Consider the following 3,360-nt stretch of genomic DNA (forward strand, 5'->3'; position numbering starts at 1 on the left):
TATTGCTTATAGCTTCGTTTTGCAGTCATGGTTAACACCTCTCGTTATGAAGAGTTTATCTCTTCTTGAGGTGTCCGGTATATTCAACCAGAACAAAATTCACAGATTCAGACTCTGTGGGATACCAAACATAAACCTCTACACGATCATTTCTTTCAGGGCTGAAAAAGCTATGGACTATAACCCCCGCTAAGTTAGCGTCTTTAGCACTAACACCTAATGATAACGTTATGCAAAAAAACAATGTAAAAATGGTTCTCAATTTCACAAGCCCGCCTTAAATTTTTTTTTAATTTAACGTAATTGTAAAAACACTATCCACAAGAGCTCATACCCCATGAATAAACGCTAATTTTTACACTAATTTGTACGAGAGAAATAGTGTGCCGGCGATTCTCCCATCTCTTTTTTAAACATAGCAATAAAATTACTCGGCGTAGCGTAACCCAGTGCGAAGGCTACATCACCCACGGTTCCACCTTGCGCCAGCAACGCCAACGCATGATTTAACCGCGCCAGGTTACGCCACTGCATAAAAGTCAGGCCCGTTTCAGCAGGCATTAAACGTCTTAGGGTGCGCGCAGAGAGCCCACCGGCACTGGCCAACTGATCTATACTTTGTTGAGCGCCGGGGTTACTCAGAACAATCTCAGCAATGCGAACCAAACGCGGATCTTTTGGCATAGGCAGATAGAGTTTCTCCACCTCTGCAGTACGTATTTCATCGTTTATGACATGCACAATACGCTGATTTTCTGCTGTTAATTGCTCCTTACTCCAACCCGCGCTTCGGACTACCATCGACTCTAAAAGTTGATTTAATCCCAATACCCTTGGGCTTTTTGGTAGCGTCTCACACAACTGAGGCTGCAGTAAAACAGAGTATCCCGCAACAGCGCTGCAAAAAAGTACACTGTGCTCTGCTCCAGGTGGAATCCAGCCAGCACGGTGCGGAGGCAAGACCCATGTCCCCATAACTGTTTTTATCTGTACAAGGCCTGAATGAACACACAGAAGCTGCCCTCTCAGATGATGGTGCCAACAATATGGTTTCTGAGCTCTACCACTACCATGGCCGCCATGTGACCACTGAGCTGTTATCAGCTCTGCCCCGGACTCCCTTTCACTCATCTCCCGAACACTCACACCACCTCCTCAAAATTGGCCACTTTTCATTATTTTAAGGCCATATAACATTATCATGCCAGGAAGCGAACCCTCTAAGATAGGTCACCTACTTACAAACAGGAGGAATCTGAAGATGATAGACCTAACATTTGCACTCTATTATGCCGCACTAGGGATAGGAGTCGGGTTTATCGCAGGCTTAGTCGGGGTGGGTGGTGGTGGCTTAGCAGTGCCTGCATTTACGATAATATTCACTGCACAAGGCATCGCCAACCAAGAGGTGGTGCATATGGCCCTGGGTACCTCAATGGCAGCCATGATTTTCACGACCTTCAGCAGTATGCGAGCGCATTACAATAAAGGTCATGTAAACACTATTCTGGCAACCAAAATGGCGTCAGGCGTTATAGTCGGTAGCCTTATAGCCACCACCATCGCCTCAGCGGTCAACGGTGTTTTTCTGGCCTTATTTTTTAGTCTATTTATGCTCTATATTGCCTACAAAATGTTCCAACCGAACAGACAAAAAACCAACCTAAGACCTCATAAAACGGTAGGAAACACCATCGTTGGTACATTGATTGGCACTGTATCAGCCTTGGTCTCTGTCAGCGGCGCGGGTATGATCGTTCCCTACTTAATGAACCAGAATTTTGATGTAAAACACGCTGTCGGTACTGCGGCCACGGTCGGTTTCCCATTAGCCTTAGCTGGAACAGCGGGTTACCTGATCAACGGCTGGCAGCACACCTCTCCAGGCCAGCTTACCTTTGGCTATATCTACTTACCTGCTGCTGTTCTGTTCTCATTAACAAGCTATTTTTCAGCCCCACTTGGCGTTGCTTGTGCGGCCCACTTACCAGCCAAAAGCTTAAAGAAGATTCTGGGTATATTATCGCTGCTACTTAGCCTGAAGATGCTGATGCAGGTAATAGAGAACGTTTCGGGTTAGTTATCGTCTACGGTTTTTCTCTTACCAATGCCTTACCGTGGATAAAAGCGGATCACAAGGCAGGGGGTTAAAGATCATGTTAGTTTCGTAGCACCACGGGATCTCGCGGCTGGAAGTGATGTCTTTGGAATAAGCAAACAGGATGATCTTTAACAGGAAAGATCCAGCTTTTCATAAAAAACGGAGGTAAGGCAGTGCATGCTCAAAAGCACCCAGCAGCAACTGGCCCTGACCATTGACCACCATCGACGTTTGGTTGTAGTCCTAGTGCTTGAATCGAGCCACCACCGCCTCCTGCGCTTCAAAACCCGACCAGATCATTGTTCGGGAGGTTTTTCTACAGCCTGAAGCCACATAAAAGGCGGAGCGTCAGCGACGTCCAGCGCAACGTAGTGAAGCGGTTTTTGATGTGCTTGTTATGCATAGACGGCATTGTGATACCTACATATAAAAGAAGCAGCTAAGAAAATAAAGCCAGCACCAGAAATAACTCCTTTTGCAGTAAACAGCAAATACAGAGCAAGCCCCCATTTTCCAAGCGGAATAATCATTGGAGCTAACGAGGCTGTAGAAAAACCTCTGCTTCAAAAATTGATCATTTTTTGTACTAAAAATACTGCCTCTACGTGAATTCTGGAGCAGTTTTTATCGCCAAATACTCTTAAATCAAAGTAGGCGCGCGATAAATTCTCAACAACCAGAACCTGTTAGGTTTTCCTACAGCCTGAACCCTTCAATAATTAGTTTATCTAAAACAGTATTGAATGCGCCGACAATAAAGAATATTGCAGATAAAGCTAAAATAAGTGCTAACCATATTAAATTCAATTCCGCTTCAAAGAAATGAATTAGTTTGAAGCAAGCCAGGCCAAGCGTAAAAAATACTATTGCAGATACATAGTACGGAATATGTTTCTTTATTACGAAAATCTGTTTTTTAATCTCGTCGAAGGAGGAATCCCGTAACGATGTTGCATGTCTTTTTGCCCACGCATCTACCGATGATTTCATTTTTTCAGAGATAAAGAATTCATACCCCATCAGAATGGCGGAAACTACCTGTAAGTTAATTATGGTTATTTCTGAGATCATACTATTCCTTGTGCATAACGAGCCTGTAGAAAAACCTATTTTCAGCCAACTTTTCCCGCCAGCAGCTCGTTTTCTGTTGTTTATTTTTGATGGCTGTTTTTTTTCAGCAACCCTTGGTTGATTCTGTGTTTTCTAGCCTTTTCAGACTTTGGCTTCTGCAAGCTCGATTCGTGCTGCTTTCAGTGCCT

Annotated in this window: 3 protein-coding genes and 1 pseudogene; 1 reads left to right on the top strand and 3 read right to left on the bottom strand. The window is 44.3% G+C overall.

Annotated features, from left to right (window positions below; all coding sequences use genetic code 11):
* Nucleotides 1–360 precede the first annotated feature (360 nt).
* On the bottom strand, nt 361–1,146 hold the full coding sequence (locus tag G517_RS0111895) for an AraC family transcriptional regulator (protein ID WP_028304596.1): 786 nt from the start codon (nt 1,144–1,146) through the stop codon (nt 361–363).
* A 115-nt stretch (nt 1,147–1,261) separates the two neighbouring features.
* On the opposite strand from G517_RS0111895, the gene G517_RS0111900 reads away from it, so the two are divergent.
* Entirely contained in the window at nt 1,262–2,080 is an 819-nt protein-coding gene (locus G517_RS0111900; protein WP_028304597.1) for a sulfite exporter TauE/SafE family protein, read from the top strand.
* Nucleotides 2,081–2,131: 51 nt separating this feature from the next.
* Here the strand turns inward: G517_RS0111900 and G517_RS21395 are convergent.
* Both G517_RS21395 and G517_RS0111905 read right to left on the bottom strand, forming a co-directional pair.
* Nucleotides 2,132–2,326 (bottom strand): annotated as a pseudogene (locus G517_RS21395) (IS1182 family transposase); the annotation flags it as partial.
* A gap of 471 nt (nt 2,327–2,797) precedes the next feature.
* Nucleotides 2,798–3,172: a hypothetical protein gene (locus tag G517_RS0111905; RefSeq protein ID WP_028304598.1), complete on the bottom strand. Its 375-nt coding sequence runs from the start codon at nt 3,170–3,172 to the stop codon at nt 2,798–2,800.
* Between the last annotated feature and the right edge of the window lie 188 nt (nt 3,173–3,360).

The organism is Oceanospirillum maris DSM 6286 (assembly GCF_000422865.1).
Lineage (GTDB): Bacteria > Pseudomonadota > Gammaproteobacteria > Pseudomonadales > Halomonadaceae > Oceanospirillum > Oceanospirillum maris.